This window comes from Nonomuraea sp. NPDC049695 (assembly GCF_040674955.1).
Taxonomy (GTDB): Bacteria; Actinomycetota; Actinomycetes; order Streptosporangiales; family Streptosporangiaceae; genus Nonomuraea; species Nonomuraea helvata.
In genome coordinates this window covers 1-17,643 of the sequence record NZ_JBFANV010000091.1, presented here as the reverse complement: position 1 = coordinate 17,643, position 17,643 = coordinate 1, and the positions used below count along the sequence as shown (strand labels likewise).

The 17,643-nt window shown below is 69.7% G+C and carries 18 protein-coding genes and 4 pseudogenes; 13 read left to right on the top strand and 9 right to left on the bottom strand.

From position 1 onward, the window contains the following. Positions 1 to 10: 10 nt before the first annotated feature. On the bottom strand, positions 11 to 1,045 hold the full coding sequence (locus tag AB0J64_RS46220; RefSeq protein ID WP_364042391.1) for a sigma-70 family RNA polymerase sigma factor: 1,035 nt from the start codon (positions 1,043 to 1,045) through the stop codon (positions 11 to 13). A gap of 73 nt (positions 1,046 to 1,118) precedes the next feature. Here AB0J64_RS46220 and AB0J64_RS46215 point away from each other — a divergent pair, with 73 nt between their 5' ends. Both AB0J64_RS46215 and AB0J64_RS46210 read left to right on the top strand, forming a co-directional pair. Beyond that, positions 1,119 to 1,478, top strand: a complete 360-nt coding sequence (locus tag AB0J64_RS46215) for a VOC family protein (RefSeq protein WP_364042389.1) — start codon at positions 1,119 to 1,121, stop codon at positions 1,476 to 1,478. A 31-nt stretch (positions 1,479 to 1,509) separates the two neighbouring features. Then, positions 1,510 to 2,175, top strand: a complete 666-nt coding sequence (locus AB0J64_RS46210) for a maleylpyruvate isomerase family mycothiol-dependent enzyme (RefSeq protein WP_364042387.1) — start codon at positions 1,510 to 1,512, stop codon at positions 2,173 to 2,175. 250 nt (positions 2,176 to 2,425) lie between these two features. On the opposite strand, the gene AB0J64_RS46205 is transcribed toward AB0J64_RS46210, so the two are convergent. Continuing rightward, entirely contained in the window at positions 2,426 to 2,923 is a 498-nt protein-coding gene (locus AB0J64_RS46205; RefSeq protein ID WP_364042385.1) for a MarR family transcriptional regulator, read from the bottom strand. 91 nt (positions 2,924 to 3,014) lie between these two features. Between AB0J64_RS46205 and AB0J64_RS46200 the strand changes: the two genes are divergently transcribed. Continuing rightward, positions 3,015 to 3,869 (top strand): NAD-dependent epimerase/dehydratase family protein, encoded by an 855-nt coding sequence (locus AB0J64_RS46200; RefSeq protein WP_364042383.1) that lies wholly within the window; start codon positions 3,015 to 3,017, stop codon positions 3,867 to 3,869. A gap of 105 nt (positions 3,870 to 3,974) precedes the next feature. On the opposite strand, the gene AB0J64_RS46195 is transcribed toward AB0J64_RS46200, so the two are convergent. The 4 genes and pseudogenes from AB0J64_RS46195 to AB0J64_RS46180 all read right to left on the bottom strand — a co-directional run. Then, the gene (locus AB0J64_RS46195; RefSeq protein ID WP_364042425.1) at positions 3,975 to 4,313 is read right to left on the bottom strand and encodes a response regulator transcription factor; all 339 of its coding nucleotides are present in this window, start codon (positions 4,311 to 4,313) and stop codon (positions 3,975 to 3,977) included. Further along, positions 4,296 to 4,607: pseudogene (locus AB0J64_RS46190) on the bottom strand (response regulator transcription factor); the annotation flags it as partial. The pseudogene AB0J64_RS46190 and the gene AB0J64_RS46195, both read right to left, overlap by 18 nt. Positions 4,608 to 4,627: 20 nt before the next feature. Further along, positions 4,628 to 4,846, bottom strand: a pseudogene (locus tag AB0J64_RS46185) (hypothetical protein); the annotation flags it as partial. Between the two features lie 310 nt (positions 4,847 to 5,156). Continuing rightward, positions 5,157 to 5,738, bottom strand: a pseudogene (locus tag AB0J64_RS46180) (histidine kinase dimerization/phosphoacceptor domain-containing protein); the annotation flags it as partial. Between the two features lie 307 nt (positions 5,739 to 6,045). Between AB0J64_RS46180 and AB0J64_RS46175 the strand changes: the two are divergent. The 3 genes from AB0J64_RS46175 to AB0J64_RS46165 are packed head-to-tail and all read left to right on the top strand — an operon-like array spanning position 6,046 to position 9,020. Then, positions 6,046 to 6,993, top strand: a complete 948-nt coding sequence (locus AB0J64_RS46175) for an ATP-binding cassette domain-containing protein (protein WP_364042381.1) — start codon at positions 6,046 to 6,048, stop codon at positions 6,991 to 6,993. After that, a complete protein-coding gene (locus AB0J64_RS46170) occupies positions 6,990 to 7,787 on the top strand; it encodes a hypothetical protein (protein WP_364042379.1) in 798 nt (265 codons plus the stop codon). Before AB0J64_RS46175 ends, AB0J64_RS46170 begins: the two co-directional genes overlap by 4 nt. A 21-nt stretch (positions 7,788 to 7,808) precedes the next feature. Next, positions 7,809 to 9,020 (top strand): dienelactone hydrolase family protein, encoded by a 1,212-nt coding sequence (locus AB0J64_RS46165; protein WP_364042377.1) that lies wholly within the window; start codon positions 7,809 to 7,811, stop codon positions 9,018 to 9,020. Between the two features lie 160 nt (positions 9,021 to 9,180). Here the strand turns inward: AB0J64_RS46165 and AB0J64_RS46160 are convergent, their stop codons facing one another. Next, positions 9,181 to 9,984, bottom strand: a complete 804-nt coding sequence (locus AB0J64_RS46160) for an SDR family oxidoreductase (RefSeq protein WP_364042375.1) — start codon at positions 9,982 to 9,984, stop codon at positions 9,181 to 9,183. Positions 9,985 to 10,068: 84 nt separating this feature from the next. Here AB0J64_RS46160 and AB0J64_RS46155 point away from each other — a divergent pair, with 84 nt between their 5' ends. After that, complete coding sequence (locus AB0J64_RS46155; RefSeq protein ID WP_364042373.1) at positions 10,069 to 10,710, top strand: helix-turn-helix domain-containing protein; 642 nt, start codon at positions 10,069 to 10,071, stop codon at positions 10,708 to 10,710. Between the two features lie 621 nt (positions 10,711 to 11,331). Then, positions 11,332 to 11,649: a DUF6355 family natural product biosynthesis protein gene (locus AB0J64_RS46150; protein ID WP_364042371.1), complete on the top strand. Its 318-nt coding sequence runs from the start codon at positions 11,332 to 11,334 to the stop codon at positions 11,647 to 11,649. Between the two features lie 1,088 nt (positions 11,650 to 12,737). Here AB0J64_RS46150 and AB0J64_RS46145 read toward each other — a convergent pair. Both AB0J64_RS46145 and AB0J64_RS46140 read right to left on the bottom strand, forming a co-directional pair. Continuing rightward, positions 12,738 to 13,736, bottom strand: coding sequence for a hypothetical protein (locus tag AB0J64_RS46145; RefSeq protein ID WP_364042369.1), 999 nt, complete (start codon positions 13,734 to 13,736; stop codon positions 12,738 to 12,740). Positions 13,737 to 13,741: 5 nt separating this feature from the next. Next, positions 13,742 to 13,882: a hypothetical protein gene (locus tag AB0J64_RS46140; RefSeq protein ID WP_364042367.1), complete on the bottom strand. Its 141-nt coding sequence runs from the start codon at positions 13,880 to 13,882 to the stop codon at positions 13,742 to 13,744. A gap of 52 nt (positions 13,883 to 13,934) precedes the next feature. Here AB0J64_RS46140 and AB0J64_RS46135 point away from each other — a divergent pair, with 52 nt between their 5' ends. The 5 genes and pseudogenes from AB0J64_RS46135 to AB0J64_RS46115 all read left to right on the top strand — a co-directional run bounded on the left by AB0J64_RS46135 (position 13,935) and on the right by AB0J64_RS46115 (position 17,549). After that, positions 13,935 to 14,210, top strand: coding sequence for a helix-turn-helix domain-containing protein (locus AB0J64_RS46135; RefSeq protein ID WP_364042365.1), 276 nt, complete (start codon positions 13,935 to 13,937; stop codon positions 14,208 to 14,210). 92 nt (positions 14,211 to 14,302) lie between these two features. Continuing rightward, positions 14,303 to 14,668: pseudogene (locus tag AB0J64_RS46130) on the top strand (transposase family protein); the annotation flags it as partial. Positions 14,669 to 14,991: 323 nt separating this feature from the next. Beyond that, complete coding sequence (locus AB0J64_RS46125) at positions 14,992 to 15,939, top strand: ATP-binding cassette domain-containing protein (RefSeq protein WP_364042363.1); 948 nt, start codon at positions 14,992 to 14,994, stop codon at positions 15,937 to 15,939. After that, entirely contained in the window at positions 15,936 to 16,730 is a 795-nt protein-coding gene (locus tag AB0J64_RS46120) for an ABC transporter permease (RefSeq protein ID WP_364042361.1), read from the top strand. Before AB0J64_RS46125 ends, AB0J64_RS46120 begins: the two co-directional genes overlap by 4 nt. A gap of 12 nt (positions 16,731 to 16,742) precedes the next feature. Next, positions 16,743 to 17,549 (top strand): MerR family transcriptional regulator, encoded by an 807-nt coding sequence (locus tag AB0J64_RS46115; RefSeq protein ID WP_364042359.1) that lies wholly within the window; start codon positions 16,743 to 16,745, stop codon positions 17,547 to 17,549. Positions 17,550 to 17,643 lie beyond the last annotated feature (94 nt).

Genomic DNA, 17,643 nt, shown 5'->3' with positions numbered 1-17,643 from the left:
CTCGCCGCGCCTACACCGAGGCGGGCAGGGCGAAAGGTGGGAAGTGGTCGGGGCCGAGGAAGGAGACGATCTCGGCAATGTGCTCGCCACGCAGCGCGAACACCGTGATCGACCAGGCGAGATGCGGTCCGGTGGGGTCGGCGCCGAGGTAGAAGGCCACGGCGGGCTGGCCGTTCGCGCTGGTGAGCAGGGTGCGCCAACTGGGGCAGCGAGTCATCGGGACCTGAAGCGCGAAGTCGGCGACGGCCTCCAAGCCGGAGTACCAGTGTGCCATCGGCGGCATCGACCAGGTGACGTCCTCGGTCAGCAGCGCCACCAGAGCGTCGGCGTCGCCGCGTTCCAGCGCCGCGGCGAATCCGGTGACCAGCTTGCGTACGTGGGCGTCGCCCAGCTTCCGCAATGTCTGCTGCTGGGTGGGGGAGGAGATCCGCTCCGCGGTGAGCTTGCGGGCCCGGGCCAGGGCGGAGTGCACCGAGGCGGTGGAGGTGTCCATCATGGCGGCGATCTCGGCCGCGGAGAAACCCAGGACGTCGCAGAGCAGCAGAGCGGCCCGCTGGTTGCCCGGCAGGTGCTGCAGCGCGGCGACGAAGGCGAGTTCGACGGACTCGCGCTGCTCGTAGCGGGCCTCAGGTGTGGCGGGGCCGGCGGCGAGGCCCTGATCGGGGTAAGGGCCCAGCCAGGCGACGTCGGTCAGCGGGCCGGCGTCGAGCACGGTCCGGTCACTGGCCGGACCGAGATCGGCGGGCAGCGCCCGCTTGCCACGGGATGCCATGAGGTCCAGACAGGTGCGGGTGGCCACGGTGTAGAGCCACGAACGCAGCGAGCCACGGCCGTCGAACCGGGCAAGTCCCCGCCAGGCTCGTAGCAGGGCGTCCTGGAGCGCGTCGTCGGCGTCGTGGACCGAACCGAGCATGCGGTAGCAGTGCGCGTGCAGCTCGCGGTGGAGCGGCCCCACCAGGCGGGTGAAGGCGGCATCGTCGCCCTCGCGCGCCCGGACCAGATCGGCCTCCTCGGTCGCAAAAGGTCCGAAAGAAATTTCCCCCACGAGCGACGATTGTGCCGCATAACGGCAGTCCTACCTGCGACAGACCATGACGACTCCCGCCAGGAGGACCGCTATGACATCGACCGCACATCACCACGCGCCCGGGTGGTTCGACATCTCGACCCCCGATGCCCGGCGAGCGCGACGCTTCTATCAGGAGATGTTCGACTGGCCCGTGAACGCCGTTGACGAGACGTACGCGCTCGTCGGCGATGACGGCGGGCGGCCGACAGGCGGGATCGGGCAGGCCGGTCCGAACAGCCCTTACACCGGGATCGTCGTCTACTTCCCGGTCGATGACGTTGACGACGCACTGGCGCGAGCGCAGAGACTCGGCGGCAGCCGCGTCCTGGAGCCGGCGCGGACCCCGCTCGGCCGGATCGCGGTGTTCGCCGACCCCGACGGGAACCTGGTCGGCCTGCTGAGCCGCTGACAGCCCGGCATCCGACCTACGGGAGGGACACATGACCGATCCGGCACCCCGGCCGACCCGGCACCGCGACGCCGGCCTCTGGCCGTTGATCCACGCCGAACGGGCGGCGCTGGCGGCCGACCTGGCGCATCTGACCGACGAGCAGTGGGACACGCCGTCGCTGTGCACCGGATTGACTGTGCGCGAGGTGCTGGCGCACCTCACCGCGGGCGCCGCGCTCAATCCAGTGCGATGGCTGGCAGGCGTCATCCGCTGCCGCTTCGACTTCGACAGACAGGTGGCCATGCGGCTGGGCGAGCAACTGGGAGCGAGTCCGGCCGACACGCTCGACAGGTTCCGCGGCGTCATCACCGGCACCACCAAGCCGCCGCTGCCGACCGTGGCGATGCTGGGCGAGACGATCGTGCACGGCGAGGACATCCGGCGGCCTCTGGGCATCGGCCGCGACTACCCGATGGAGACACTCACCGTGGTCGCCGACTACTACCGGCGCTCTGACCTGGTCGTCCTCGCCAAGGGGCGGATCAGCGGCCTACGTCTCGTCGCGAACGACGGGCCCTTCACCGCGGGCTCCGGCCTGCTCGTGGCGGGCACGACGTTGGCGCTGACGATGGCCATGACCGGGCGCGCCACGTACTGCGACGAGCTCGAAGGCGAGGGCGTGGCGACCTTGCGTGACCGCGGCGAGAAAGCCTGACTCCGGTCCCACAGGCGATAGGCACGTGACGCGTCCCGCGATGGACGCCTGCCACCTGCCGGCCAGGAGCCGAGGACTCTCAGCGGGCGGCGGCCCGTCGGAGGCGCGGACCGGGTGCGGCGCGGCGCGGGTGGCGGAGGCGTCGGTCGGGGGCGGCCCGGGTGGCGGAGGTCGGGTGCGGTGCGGCGACTCGGCGGAGGCTGGCATCGGGTGCGGTGCCGCGGGCCGGCGGGGCTCGGCCGGCGGCGCTTCACTCGGGGCCGGTGTCGCCCAAGGAGATGAGGAGAGCGCGGAGGAGGCCGGCCAGCGTGTCGCGGTCGGCGGGGGAGAGGCCGGACAGGAGGCGGTCCTGGTTGGCCGCGTGACGTTCCAGGACGTCGCCGGCCACCCGCCGTCCCTCGTCCGTCAGCGCCACGAGCGTCATGCGGCGGTTGTCCGGCGCCGGCCAGCGATCGACCAGCCCCCGCTCCACCAGGTGGTCCATGCGGTTGGTGAGCGCGCCAGGACTGACCATGGCCGCGGCCGACAGGTCCTTCATGCACATGGAGTCCGTCTCGCTCCTCAGCAGGGTGGCCAGCATGTCGAACTCCCACGCCTCCAGCCCGTGCTCGGCCAGGAAATCCTTGACGCCGCGCTCGAGCAGCCGGGAGGCCCGCGACACCCGGCCGATCACCCCCATCGGTGACACGTCCACGTCGGGCCTGGTGCGTGCCCACTGACCGAGTATTACGTCGACTGCGTCTCCCATGACGGCCATCGTACGACATTGAAATGTTCGACGTCGTACGCTACCGTCCTACCTGGAAATGTTCGATGTCGAAATTTTTGAGGTGGGACAAATGAAGGTGCTGGTGATCGGCGCGACGGGGTACATCGGCGCGCCCGTGGGGGAGCGGCTGGTCGCACAGGGGCATGAGGTGGCGGCCTTCGTACGTCCGGCGGCGGACGGAGACAGGCAGGTGCCGGGCGTGGCCGACGTACGGTATGGAGATCTGGCGGACGTCGCGGCGCTGGAAAAGGCGATCACCGCGGACCTCGACGCGGTCGTGCACGCCGGCCAGTTGACCGGCGACCAGGACACCGACCTGGCCACGATCGCCGTGCTGGCCGGATCGTCCAAGAAGGTCGTCTACGTCAGCGGCGTCTGGGTGCTCGGTGAGACCGACGGGGCCGACGAGGACAGTCCGGTCAACCCAATCCCGCTGGTGGCGTACCGGGACAAGGTGGAGCGGCTGGTGATCGACGGCGGCGGCTCCGTGGTGCGTCCCGGCGTCGTGCACGGGCGTGGCGCGGGCATCCCGGCGCTGCTGCGCGCCCAGGCCGCGCGGCGCGGGTCCGGCGTGTACGTCACTGCGGGCGGCACGGCGCCGACGTGGACATTCGTGCATGTGGACGACCTGGCCGAGCTGATCGTGGCTGCGGTGGAGAAGGGGGAGCCGGCCGTCTACCACGCCGTCAGCGAGGAGGCGGTGCCCGTCACCGCCGTGGCCGAGGCGGTGGCCAGGTCGGCGGGCGTCAAGGAGACAGCCGAGCCGTGGCCGCTCGGCGAGGCCGCTCAGGAGCTCGGGGAGGGCTTCGCCGAGGCCCTGGCGCTCAGCCAACGCGTCAGCGCGGCCCGCACCCGCCAGGCACTCGGCTGGCGGCCCGCCCGCCCCGGCATCGTCGCCGACCTCGTCGAGGGTTCGTACGCTTGACGCCCGCAGGATCCGGAGCCCGTCCCTGCCGGTAGCGCTGCCGGTAGGGAGAGGGCGGGGCGGTGCCCGGCACCGCGCAGTCAGCCCGCCGCCGTTCCGAGGATGTCATGCGGCTGGGGACACGAGGCCGGCGTCATAGGCGGCGATGACGAGCTGGACGCGGTCGCGGGCGCCGAGTTTGGTGAGCAGGCTGGCGACGTGGGCCTTGGCGGTGCCGGGGCTGATGTGCAGGTGGGCGGCGATCTCGGCGTTGGACAGGCCGCGCCCGACCAGGGTCAGCACCTCGCGTTCTCGTGCGGTGACGCCGGTGAGCTCGCGCGGCCGGGATCGGGGTTCGGGGCGGCCGGCGAACTCGGCGATGAGGCGGCGGGTGACGCTGGGCGCGATCAGGGCGTCGCCGGCGGCGACGATGTGGACGGCGGACAGGATGTCCTCCAGCGCCATGTCCTTGACCAGGAACCCGCTCGCCCCGGCACGCAGCGAGGCGTAGACGTTGCTGTCGTCGTCGAACGTGGTGAGCATGATCACGCGGGTGGCGGGAGCCTCGGCGGTGATGGTCTGCGTGGCCTCGATACCGTCCATGCCGGGCATGCGGATGTCCATCACGACCACGTCGGGACGGAGCTGCCTGGTCAGCTGGATCGCCTGGGCTCCGGTCCCGGCCTCTCCGGCGACCTCGACGTCGGGGGTGCCGTCGATGACCATGCGCAGGCCGGCGCGGATGAGTGGCTGGTCGTCGGCGAGCACGACGCGGATGGTCAACGCGCCTCCACCTGAGCTGTCCGGCCGTACTCCCGGACAGCCGGCAGCGGCAAAGTGGCGGTGACGCGGAAACCGCCCTCCGGGCGTGGTCCGGCGCTGAGGCGGCCGTTCAGCAGGGCGACTCTCTCGTGCATGCCGGCGATCCCGTACCCGCTGCCGGGCGAGGCCGGGATGGCGGTGCCGTTTCCGTCGTCGGTGCCGTCGGTGCCGTCGGTGCCGTCGGTGACGTCGGTGACGTCGGTGCCGCGTCCGTTGTCGGTGACGTCGGCGCAGTTCGTGGGAGGTGTAGTCGAGCACGACCTGGCAGCGAGGGGCGTCGGCGTGGCGTACGACGTTGGTCACCGACTCCTGGACGATGCGGAAGGCGCACCGGTCCGCGGCCGGGGGCAGCGGGCGCGGGCGTCCCTGGCGGCGCACGTCCACGCGGACGCCCGCGGCCGTGGTGGTCTCGGCGAGCCGGTCGAGGTCCGCCAGACCCGCCAAGGGCGCCGGCTCCGGTTCGGAGGCGGAGACGGGCTCGCGGAGCACGCCGAGCATGTGCCGCAGCCCCTGCAGCGTCTGCCTGCTGGCGGCCTCGATCGTGCTCAGCGCGTCCCGGGCCTGCTCCGGCCGGTTGCCGATCACCCGGGCTCCCGCGCCGGCCTGGATGGCGATGACGCCGATGGTGTGCGCGACCATGTCGTGCAGCTCGCGCGCGATGCGCAGCCGGTCGGCGGTGACCGCCTGAAGTTCGGCCTGCGCGCGCAGGACCTCGCCGTACTCGCGTCGCTGCCGCAACACCGTCCCCGCCGTCCAGGCGACCACGACGCCCAGGCCGAGCAGGACCGACAGCGCGAGGAAGCCCGGCGCGAAGACGCGCAGCCCCTGGGCGAGCAGAGCCACGTACCAGGCTGTCTGCTGGACGATCAGCGCGGCGGCCGCCGCGGCCAGGCCGGTGCGGCGTGAGCGGGTGGCCGTGATGAAACAGACCAACAGGTCGGCCGCCGGCAACAGCGGCCAGAACCGCTCCGCGGGCTGCGCCGAGGCCACGGCCACGAGCAGTTCGGCCAGCAGCACCGCCAGCACCGCGCACGGCCGCCGCCGGGCCGACACCAGAGGGAGCGCCATGGCGACGGTGAATCCCGCGTGGAGCGCGCCCACCGGGAGCACGTTCTCGTCGTCGGCCGGCGTCATGACGTACAGCAGTGGCAGAAAGGCCACGACGGCACACCAGGTCAGTGCCGTCCGCACACCATGCGGCAGCCGCAGCGTCAAGGGTGGCCTGGGCGTTTCATCGCGCACCCGGCCGATCGTAGTCATCCGTTTCCCCGCGGGCATCGGCCTGGCGGCCTATGCCCGCGGGCCACCCCACCCGGGCGGAAACCGGCCCACGGCCGGATGCCCCGCCTGCAGGCCCTGCGACACCGTTGGGCGGGTGATCGAAGTCAACGCACTGACCAAGCGCTACGGCGAGGTGAGGGCCGTCAACGGCCTGACGTTCACCGTGCGGCCGGGCCATGTCACCGGCTTCCTCGGCCCGAACGGCGCCGGGAAAAGCACCACGATGCGGATGATCCTCGGGCTGAACCGGCCCACCAGCGGCAGCGCCACCATCGACGGCCGCCCGTTCACGCGCCTGCGCGCCGGGTTGCGGCACGCCGGCGCGCTGCTCGACGTGGGTGACGTGCACGGCGGGCGCAGCGCCGCGGCGCACCTGTCCGCGCTGGCCCGCGGCAACGGCCTGCCGCGCCGCCGGGTGACCGAGGTGCTGCGGGAGGTAGGGCTGGAGGGCGTGGCCCGCCGCCGGGTGGGCGGGTTCTCCCTGGGCATGCGGCAGCGGCTCGGCATCGCCGCCGCCCTGCTGGGCGACCCGCCGGTGCTGCTGTTCGACGAACCGGTCAACGGACTGGACCCCGAGGGCGTGCGCTGGGTCCGGGGGCTGTTCCGGCGGCTGGCCGGCGAGGGACGTACCGTGCTGGTCTCCAGCCATCTGATGAGCGAGATGGAGCACACCGCCGACCGGCTCATCGTCATCGGCCGCGGCGAGTTGATCGCCGATGAGAGCGTGGCCGAATTCGCCGCCCGCGGCACCGGCGCGTCGGTCAGCGTGCGCACGCCCGACCCCGCCGAACTCGCCGCCGTCCTCACTCTGGCAGGCGCCCACGTACGGCAGGACGGCGGCGACGCGCTGACCGTCACCGGGCTGAGCGCCGCCCGCGTCGGCGAACTCGCCTACGAGCGGCGCATCCTGCTGCGGGAACTCGCGCCGCGCACCGCCTCGCTGGAGCAGGCGTTCATGGAGCTGACCGCCGACCGCGCCGACTACCGCGCCGACTACCGCGCCGACTACCGCGCCGCCTCCCTGGCCGGTGACCGGCGATGACGCCCGTCCGCTTCCGCGACCTGCTCGCCGCCGAGTGGATCAAACTCTGGTCGCTCCGCTCCACCCGCTGGCTGCTCGGGCTCGGCACGCTGGCCATCGTCGCGTTCGCGGTCCAGAGCAGCCTGGACGCCTACAACGGCTGGCCCGGCTTCACCGCGATGGAGAAGGCCAGGTTCAACCCGCTGACCGAGGCGTTCAGCGGCCTGACCGCCACCATGCTCATGATCGGCGGGGGCAGCGTCGGCGCCCTGACGATCGTCGGCGAGTACGCCACCGGCCTCATCCGCACCACCCTGACCGCCGTCCCGGCCCGCCACCACGTCGTGGCCGCCAAGCTCACCGTCGTGGGCGCCGTCATGCTCGTGACCGGCGCGCTCGTCTCGGCGGCCACGTTCGGCGTCAGCCAGGCCATCATGTCCGGACGCGGCATCGCCGTCCCGCCCGGCGACCCCGGCGTGCTGCGCGTCCTGGCCGCCAACGCCCTGCTCGCGCCGGTGTCGGCGCTGGTCGGCACGGGAATCGGCGCGCTGGTACGGCACACCGCGGCCGCCGTCGTCACCGTCTGCGCCGCGCTGGTCATCGTGCCGACCTTCTTCCAGCCGACCGTCCACCAGTGGCTCAACGACCTGTACGCCCTGGTCCCCTTCTACGTCTGGCGCACCTGCCTGGGCCTGCCTCAGCTCCGCGACGACCCCGCCCTGCCCACGGTGGCCGGCTCCTGGACCGTCTTCGCGCTGTGGCCCCTGGCCGCCGCCGTCCTGACCTTCCTCGTCGTACACCGCCGCGACGTCTGACCGCACCTTGAAAGGAATCCGATGAACACCCTGCTGTCTCCGCGTCTGCTGGCCGTTCCGCTGACGGCCTGCCTCACCCTGACCGCCGCGACCTGCGTCACGCCGGCCGCATCGGCCACGCAACCCCGTCCTGCCGCGCAACCCGGTCCGGCCGCGCAACCCCGTCCGGCCACGGCCGCCCCCCACCTGGAACTGCCCCGCCCCACCGGCCCCGATCCGGTCGGCCGCGACATCCTGTACCTCATCGACAAGAGCCGCAAGGACCCCTGGGTCCCGGCCTCAGGTCCACGCCGGCTCATGGTCTCGATGTACTACCCCGCCCGCTCCGCCACCGGCGACCCGGCCCCGTACATGAGCTTCGAAGAGGCCAAGTCCCTCCTGCAGCGCAAGGCCCCCGGCACCGACCTGCCCGCCGAGATCATCAGTGGCATCCGCACCTACTCCCGCACCGGCGCCCGTCCCGAGAACGGCCGCCACCCGCTGGTGGTGCTCTCGCCCGGCCTCGGCCTGCCCCGCGCCAGCCTCACCTCCCTCGCCGAGGACCTGGCCAGCCACGGCTACGTCGTCGCGGCGATCGACCACGCCTACGAATCCTCCGGCACCACCTTCCCCGGCGTCGGGCTGCTCACCTGCGCCCCCCTGTGCGACCAGCCCAAGCCCCCCGAGGGCGGCAAGGCCACCATCACCAGGAACCGCGCCAAGGACGTCTCCTTCGTCCTGGACCGGCTGACCGGCCGCCACCCCGCCTGGAAGCGCGCCGAGCTGATCAATCCCCGGCGCATCGGCATGGCCGGCCACTCACTCGGCGGCGACGCCGCCTCCGCGACCATGCTGGCCGACAAGCGGGTCAAGGCCGGGATCAACCTCGACGGCACCATCAACGCCACCCTCCCCGCCGCCGGCCTCGGCGACCGCCCCTTCCTGCTGATGGGCAGCCAGAACGACCACAGCCCGGGCAAGGACCACACCTGGGACGGCACCTGGCAGGTGCTGCGCGGCTGGAAGCGCTGGCTCACCGTCGCCCACGCCGAGCACAGCAGCTTCACCGACCTGGCCATGGTGGCGAGCAAGGCCGGCATGTCGTCCCCCGACACCATCGCCGCCGAACGAGCGACAGCGCTCACCCGCGCCTACGTCGCGGCCTTCTTCGACCAGCACCTCAAGAACAGCAGACAACCCCTGCTCGACGCTCCCACACCGGCCAACCCCGAGGTCACGTTCCACAACCCGTAACTCGTCGCCAGGACGGTCGGCTCTATGGCGCGCTGGTTACTGGCGCGCGGCAAGACGATCCGAGAAGGGCATCCGCTGGGGCCGGCGGCTCACAAAGGCCACAGCCTGATCGCCGGTCCCGGGGAACGTTCCCGGTCAGAGCCGAGTGCGGAACTGCTCGTCAGGGGCGGGCGTGGACACCGATGCCGCCGGAAACGACGAGGTTGTCGCCGGTGATGTAGCCGGCGGCGTCCGAAGCGAGGAAGGCCACGGCTTCGGCGATATCGGCGGGAGCGCCGACGCGGCCAAGCGGGACGTCCCGAGCCCAGGAGTCGATCATTTCCTGGGAGACACCCATCTTGCTGTAGACAGGAGTGTTGATCAGTCCTGGGCTGACGGCGTTGACGCGGATGCGGCGGGGGGCGAGCTCGAGCGCGAGGGACCGCATGAGGGGCACCAGAGCGCCCTTGGCGGCAGTCATGGCGGCTCCGACCCCTTCGCCGGCGCCCACGGTGAACACGACCGAGGCGCCCTCGTTGAGGAGCGGGAGCGCCTTTTGCAGGGTGAAGAAGGTGCCCTTGACGTTGATGTCGAACAGGGCATCGAAGACGGCTTCGTCGGTTGACTCGATCGGGCCGGGCCGGGAGATGCCCGCGTTGAGGAAGAGCAGGTCGAGGGAGCCGAATTGCCGGCGTGCCTGCTCCATCGCGTGGTCGATGTCCGGCAGGGACCGTGCGTCGGCCCGGACGACCGTGACGTCTTCGGGAAGTCCGGCGTCGGCGAGATTGCTGACGCCGGTGACCATGACGCGGTAGCCGCGGGAGTGGAGCAGTGCAGCGGTCGCCTTGCCGATGCCGCTGGTTCCGCCGGTGATCAAAGCTGCAGATGCAGACATGGTGCATTCCTTTGCGTGCTTCTGGAAGGTAGGGGGATCGGTGAGCGGCTCCCGCCCGTGGGGTGTGGCGGGCCGTACCGCGACGATCACCTTTTGGCAGCGTACGTCATCCTGGCAGTGAATGCCAAGATGGCTTCGAGTGTCACTATGGCAGTACTGAGTTAACGTGGGCACATGAAGCAGGAAGCCGAGACCGCGACGGGTGCACCGGCCACGCTCTGGGACCGGACGCGGCAGCTGGCCTCCCGGGAGATCCTGGAGACGGCTCTGCGCCTGTTCACCGAGCAGGGCTACGACGAGACGACCATCGCGCAGATCGCCCGAGAGGCCGGTGTCTCCCAGCGGACCCTCTTCCGCTACTTCGGCACCAAGGAGGACCTTCTCGGCGGTAACCAGGACCAGTTCGGGCAGGTCCTGACAGACACGATCAGGGGACTGCCGGCCGAAGCCGGTGTCTGGGGGGCCCTGCGCGCAGGGGTTGCTGCCGTACTGGCCTTGCACAACAGCCGCGAACAGGCCCTGGAGCGGTTCCGTCTCCTGCACAACACGGCCTCGCTGCGTGCCGGTTGGCTCGAAAAGCGACTGCGATTCCAGGAGGACCTGCTGCCGCTCATCGAGGCGCGGATGGACGCCGCTACCGGCAGCGTGAACGCGAAGGCCCGCGCAGTGATCGCGACGGCGTTCGCATGCCTGGATGCCGCATCGATGACGTGGGTCGACAATGACGGCAAGGGCGACATCATGGACCTGTACGACGAGTGCCTGGCGGCAGTGCGTGGCCAAACCAGCTCAGATGCCGCCGAGTTCGTTGCCTGACCCATATCACCAGTAACGCTGAGACCGATCTAGCCACCCTGAGTAAAGGTGTACTCGCTGGGGTTGAATGAACGCGGGCACCGACATGAGACTGCCGACGATGCCCGCGATGGCCACCCAGAGCTGGATTGACGTGAGTTTGTTGCGGAGGCGCCGACGCGGCTGAGGGCGGGCGATGGTTCGCGCGGTGGTGCTAGGCGCGGTGCGTAAAAGTGGTGAGCGGCGCAGTGGCTTCCGTCCCATATCCCATTGTGCCGCTTCTAGCGGGCCGGGACGCAGATGTACCACCTCGTGCACCTCGCCCTCCGCGAAGGCGGCACGGAGTACACGCTGACGGGAGGGTGGCCGCTCGCCCGTGACGAGGAGGCCGTCGAGTCGGCCAGCGTGCGTAGGTGACTCGCTCCCCGGAACCGGTTCGCCGGGCAAACCCGAAGTCTCCCATTCACTGACCATGCTGGTCTCGGTCAACAGGCTCCTCGCGGCCCTCTTGAATTGAGAAATCTCCCGCTCGGCGGACCGTCTAATGACCGGCAAATGTCCGCCTGCTGTCCTGTTTTCTCGCGTCCACCATTGCGATACTTGTTAAGTGCCTGTACAAGCTGGACATTTCAGGAGAAAATCATGAGCTTCACAACGCCCGTCTTCGCGAAGTCGGTGCTCGTGGCCTTAGCGGCCGCCACCGTCGCGTTCGCCGGTACTCCAGCCTCAGCCGCGACGACCGCCGATCCAGAAGCAACCGCCCAGTTCCGCTGCGGCTACTACAGAGACGCGAACGGAAACTGGTACGGGCACTGCGATGCGCCCCCGCGGACCGACGTCATCATCAGAGTCGAGTCGTATACCGGCGATTACGACATGTGTGTCAAGCCGGGTCTGACAAAGCTCGACCCCTTTGCCCACTATGCCTATTACGCCGGCAGACTGTGCTCGGCCGGGTGACGCAAGAATTCGCGATTGCTGGGTGGCTCGCCCGGCAACCGCGACACCGGAAAGAAAAAGTCGGCTGTATCGGGCGGGTTTGGCTTGCCGCGATACCCGGCTCAAGAGATCTGGGATAGCGCTCGCAATCTCGGCTTTCGCGCAGATACTTACGAGCACATTTCCAGGCGATAGTAGCCCAGCACATCCACGGCTGACCCCAGGCATGAATAGAGGCCCGCCGCGCTGACATGCGACGTGCCTCTCTCCCCTGGGGGTTCGGGTCTACCGGCTACTCGGTGGCGGTGAGGATGGGTCTTGACCTCCTCGGGCGTGACGGTCCTGCCTCGGCTCTGGGTGACGTCGGCCGCGAGAGCCTCCGCGCTCCAGTCAGTGTTGCGCCGAGCTGGTTCGAGAACCTCCAGCCTGGTCTTCTCACTCTCGTCCGTCGTGATGTTGTAGCAGGAGGGCGTTCCGGACCTGTCCATGGGGCTGGGTTGCTTCTGCGAGGAGTTGGTCGGTCCTCGCCATCGTGACGGCCTCGTTGGCGGTTCCGCGCACGTTCGCCGAAATCGATGTTGGCCTGGATGGTTGGCGATACCGCCAACGGTTGCGCCCACGCGATCTTCTGTGTCGCACTTCCTGCGGGCGGCACCCTTATGCCCTCCGGACCCCCTTTCTGAGCTGGACGTAAGCGGAGCGCGGGACGGGACGCGTTTCTGCCGGTGCGTGTGCCGCCCCCAGCCCCTTCCTATTCGGCCGGTCGCGTTTGCGCGTCTGCGGCTATCTCAGCGCGTCGATTACTTCGGGACGAACCGCCGAAAGCGGGTGAACGTGACGCCCGTGATCGCCCGGCAGGCCGCCGAACGACTGGAGCGCGAGCCGTGCACCATCCGTAAATGGGCCAGCCGGTACAAGGCGCGTACCTTCGGCCGCGCGGTCGGGAGACCGTGTACGACTACAGCGACCTGGCGTTCATCGAATGGTGCATCTGGTCCGGCCGCCCCGTACCCCCGACAGCGGAGGCGCGCGACCAAACGAGTAGCACGCGCGGTTCTGAGGGGAGGGGGGCGCAGCAATGCGCCCCCCTTACTTGGGGAGCAGAGGGCCTAGGTGTCGAGCAGTTCCGGGGCGAAAACATCTTCGATCTTCCATTGTCGAGCGGACAGGCCCTGCTCGTAGTGGTAGCGCAGGTAGGTGTTAAGGGTGGCGTGATTGGCCAAGGTGCCGTAAGGCCACCAGTCCTCAGGGAACTGTTCGCTGTTGCGCTCGACCAGGGCGTTCATCCACGGCACCATGGTCGGGACCTGGTAGAGCCTGCGGTTGCGGCGGTAGCCGTCGGCGGCTGTGTCCTTCGCCTCGGAGAATGCGCGGTAGACCGTGTGCGCGAGGTCAGGACGATTCCGGAGGAGTTCTCGCCGGACGACGATCGTGTGCATGATCGGGAAAATCCCGGTTCGCTGGTGATAGTCGCGCTCCAGCGGCTCGAAGTCGGCAAACAACCGAGCGACGTTCGGGGATCCGTCGAGCATGCACTGCGGGACGTTCGCCGAGAACAAGGCGTCGATCTCGCCCGAGTCGAGCATCGCACCCAGCGTCTTCCCCTCCGGCGCAACGGTCACGTCGACGTCGGTCGGATGCGGATGGGGGATGAAGTCGAAGGGAGGCGCGGGGTGCTCCAGGCCCCCGATCACCCAACGGCTCTGTTCGGGTTTGAATCCGTACTCATCCATCAGGATCCCTTTGGCCCACACGCCTGAGTCCTGGCCGTAGGTGCCGAACTCACCAATAGTCTTGCCTGCGAGATCACCTGGTTCGGTGATTTCGCTATGGGTGTTGATGAAGATGCAAGAGTGCCGGAATACGCGGTTCGGAAAGATCGGCAACGCTACGTACGGCAGACCGGTCTCCAGTAGCCGCAGGTAGAACGTAAGCCCGAGTTCGGCGACGTCGAACTCGGCTCCGCGGATCAGCCGGGCGAAGATCTCCGGCAGGGTGACCCCGGTTTCCATCGTGACGTCCATGCCGTCGACGCCTACGCTCCCGTCGAACAGCGGCCGCGTCGTGTCGTACTGGAAGCACCCGATCGTGAGAACGGGGTCGGTCATGGGTATCACTCCTCGATCACTTTGCCGGGATCGACGGTCACGTGCATGATCTGCCGGAACATCTGGAATCCCTCGTCGTTCCAGGTGGCTTGCCCACGGTCCATCATCCTGAACCAGTGCTGCTGCTCAGCCTCGATCCAGGGCATCAGCTCATCCGCGACATGGTGCGGGCTTCTTCGGCGGTGAGCCGCTTGAAGCGTGGCATACGCCCGATCCTGCCACCGGCGTCCCGTCGCCCGCCGCCCGAAGGAGCCTCCGTCGTGCAGATCAAGCCCCGCGTCCGCATCGTCGACGCCGAACGCCACCAACTCGCCCACGCCCTACCAGGCGGGCGAGTCCATCCGGGCGCTCGCGCTGTCGATCGGCCGCTCGTACGGGTTCATCCACGCGCTCCTCGAAGAGGCGGGCGCCGAGATCCGGCACCGCGGCGGCGACCACCGCACCCGCCCCGCAGCGGCGAGAGCAGCTGAGTGAGCCCCGACCAGGCAGCCGCGAAGGTGGCAGAGATGCTGGACAAGGCCGCCGAGAACGCCTTGAACACCGAGTACGTGCACAGCTGCGTGGCCATCCTGGCTGCTCCCGACGGCACACCGCTGTGGACCTCCGGCTCATTGCCCGGCTCGGTACACGACCTCAACGCCGCCCGGATCTGGGGCATCCTGTGCCGTCTGAACGCCACAGACCTGATTGTCCTGGCCGACAAAGGCTACGTCGGCGCGGGCGAGCACGTGCGCGTCCCGTACAAGGGCCGCAGCAAGCCCGCCTCTCAAAAGGCCGCCAATGCCGCCCACGCCAAGCTCCGCGCACCGGGCGAACGCGCCAACGCGCAGTTGAAGACCTGGCGCATCCTGCACAAGCTCCGCTGCTGCCCTCTTCTGGCAGGTCAACTCGTGAAAGCCATCCTTGTACTACAGCTGCGCGAAGCCGGATGAAAAGCACTCACTACTGCTATGACGGTGTGCGTCTGACCGCCCGCGGAACCCTCCAACTCCTGGAAGGAAAACCTAGACGGCCGTTCGCCGAGCGGGCCGGGCACAGTGTCGACGTGCTTCTGAAGATTTACGCCAGGTGCATCGACGGGCAGCGTGAGGTGGCCAACTAACGCATCGACAAGGCGCTGGAATCATGATCCGCGAAATGTCCGCTACGGAATCCATGCGGACTGATCACACCGCTGAATGGTCCGCCTCCTTCTCTGAAGCAGGTCAGCGCGGTCTTGACCCTGACGCAGGGTCAACCTCTCAGCATGGTGGGCATGACGACGAGAACCAGTGCGATCGAGGTCGCCGGGCTGCGCAAGTCGTACGGCGACCATGAGGTGGTCGCCGGGGTCGACCTGACCGTCCCCGAAGGCACCGTCTACGCCCTGCTCGGGCCCAACGGGGCCGGCAAGACCACCACGGTCCGGATCCTGTCCACGTTGCTCCCCGCCGACGCCGGTGAGGCGCGGGTCGCCGGGTACGACGTCCGCCGCGAGGCCGACCAGGTGCGTGAGCGGATCGGAGTGACCGGACAGTTCTCCGCCGTGGACGAGTTGCTGACCGGGCGGGAGAATCTGCGGCTGATGGCCGATCTCGGCCACCTCGACCGGCGCCGCGCGGAGACCGTGGCCGGGCACCTGCTGGAGCGGTTCGACCTGGTCGATGCCGCCGACCGGCGCGCGGCGACGTACTCCGGCGGTATGAAGCGGCGGCTGGACCTGGCGATGACCCTGGTGGCCGGCCCGCGGCTGATCTTTCTCGACGAGCCGAGCACAGGTCTCGACCCGCGCAGCCGCCGTGACCTGTGGGAGATCGTGCGGGAGCTGGTGGCGGACGGGGTCACCGTCTTCCTCACCACCCAGTACCTCGAGGAGGCCGACCAGCTCGCCGACCGGATCGGTGTGCTCGACGGGGGCCGGCTGGTCGCCGAGGGCACCGCGGCCGAGCTGAAGCGGCTGGTCCCCGGCGGCCACATCGAGCTGCGGGCCGCCGACAGCGGGCGGGTGGCCGAGCTCGCCCGCCGGCTGCCCGGAGCGAGCCCGAACGCCGAGGCACTCACCGTGACCCTGCCGCACGACGGCAGCCTCACCGCGCTGCGACGGCTGCTGGACGGGATCGACGACGACGCGGTCACCGGCCTCGCCGTGCACACCCCGGACCTGGATGACGTGTTCCTGGCTCTCACCGGACACCCCACCACGGAGCAGGAGGTACGCCGGTGAGCACCACGACGTACGCCGTCCGCGACTCGGCGACCATGCTGCGCCGCAACCTGAAGCACATGGTGCGGTACCCGTCGATGACGCTGATGCTGATCGGCCAGCCGCTGCTGTTCCTGCTGCTGTTCGTCTACGTCTTCGGCGGCACCATGGGCGCCGGTCTGCCGGGAGCGCAGACGGGGGACCGCGGCGACTACCTGACGTTCATCACTCCCGGGATCTTGATGATGACGGTGGCGAGCGTGTCCATCAGCACCGCGACACTGGTCGCCACCGACATGACCAACGGGATCATCGACCGGTTCCGGACCATGGCCATCGCCAAGGTCTCGGTGCTCACCGGCCACGTGCTCGGCGCGATGATCCAGACCGCGCTCGCGCTCGCGGTGGTCCTCGGAGTGGCGTTCCTGCTCGGGCTGGAGAGCGCCGCCTCGGCGACGCGGTGGCTGGGCCTGGTCGGTCTGCTCGCGCTGCTCTCCTTGGCGATGACCTGGCTCACCGTGGCGCTGGGGCTGGCCAGTCCCGACCCGGAGACTGCGAGCAACTGGCCGATGATCTTCCTGCTGCTGCCGTTCGTGGGCAGCGGGTTCGTACCGGTCGAGTCGATGCCGGCCGGGCTGCGGTGGTTCGCCGAGCACCAGCCGTTCACGCCGATCATCGACGCCTTCCGTGCTCTGCTGGCCGGAGCGCCGGCTGGGACGGACGGGCTCTGGGCCGTCGGCTGGTGTGTGGTGATCGGATCGGTCGGCTACCTCTGGTCGCGGCGTCTCTACCGGACCCGCGCCGCGAACTAGGAGACTGGTGCGATGCTGACCATCGGCGAGCTGGCGTCGTACGCCGGGGTGACGGTGCGCGCGGTGCGGCACTACCACGCCAAGGGGCTCCTGCCGGAGCCGGAGCGGGACCACTCCGGCTACCGCAGGTACGACGCCGGCGCCGTGGTCGAGCTGATCAGGATCCGGACCCTCGCCGAGGCCGGGGTCCCGCTCGCGCGGGTGCGGGAGCTGCTCCAGGCCGACGGGGAGGAGTTCGCCGCGGCGGTCGCGGACATCGACAGGCGGCTGCGGGCGGAGATCCGGGAGCGGCAGCGGCACCGCAGGCGGATCGCCCGCCTCGCCGCCGGGGACAGCCTGGCGCTGCCCCCGGAGGTGGTCGAGTTTCTCGACCGGCTGCGGGCCCTCGGCGTCGACGAGCGGATCGTCCAGGTCGAGCGCGACGGCTGGATCCCGCTGGCCGCGCACTCGCCCGAGCGGGTCCCGGAGTGGATGGCGCGCAAGCGGGAGCAGCTCGCCGACCCGCAGCTCGTCGACTTCTACCTCACCCTGGGCCAGGCTCTCGACCGGACCGACGACGACCCACGGCTGGTCGAGCTGGCCGACAAGCTCGCCGCCTACATCACCCGGATGGCCGACGAGCAGGGCGAGGAGTACGTCGACGACGCCGACATCGAGCCGCCGTTCGCCAAGCTGATGGACGCACTGGCGTTCGACACCGCGCCGCCCGCCCGACGGCTGATCGAGCTGCTGAAGAAGCGGGGCTGGACCGGCTGGACCAAGCTCGAGCGCGTGGACCAGGCACGGGCCATGGCCAAGAAGTCGGCCGGCCCTGGCTAAGTGGCCTTGCCTGGAAGTCTCTCGGGGGTTGACTTTCGGATCTGGTGTGGTCAGTCCGTGAGGGGGGTCACGTAGAGGTCGCAGGCCAGGTCGA